Genomic DNA, 287 nt, shown 5'->3' with positions numbered 1-287 from the left:
ATTAGATATTACATACGCAGCACTTTCGAAATACGAAACGAGTAAAAGGCAAGTAGACTACGAAACACTTATTAAAATTGCTGACTACTTTGATGTAACCACTGATTATTTACTAGGAAGAAATGAATACGCTCACGGAGTTTCTAAAGAAGAACCATCAATCTACTTACAGCTTGGTATAGATCGTGATAAATACGAATCCTTGCCCGCCTATCAGCAAGAAGCTCTTAACTGGGCCGTGAATAGTGATTATCTTCAGTTTAAAAACAAATCAGATAACATCTTAG

1 protein-coding gene is annotated in these 287 nt (G+C 35.9%); it reads left to right on the top strand.

From position 1 onward, the window contains the following. Nucleotides 1–287 (top strand): helix-turn-helix domain-containing protein (locus tag R0J87_RS19515; RefSeq protein ID WP_498888320.1); only part of this gene is annotated, 287 nt, incomplete at both ends.

Source organism: Halomonas sp. SIMBA_159 (assembly GCF_046536035.1).
In the GTDB taxonomy this organism is placed as follows: domain Bacteria; phylum Pseudomonadota; class Gammaproteobacteria; order Pseudomonadales; family Halomonadaceae; genus Vreelandella; species Vreelandella venusta_A.
This window is presented reverse-complemented; position numbering and strand designations above follow the sequence as displayed.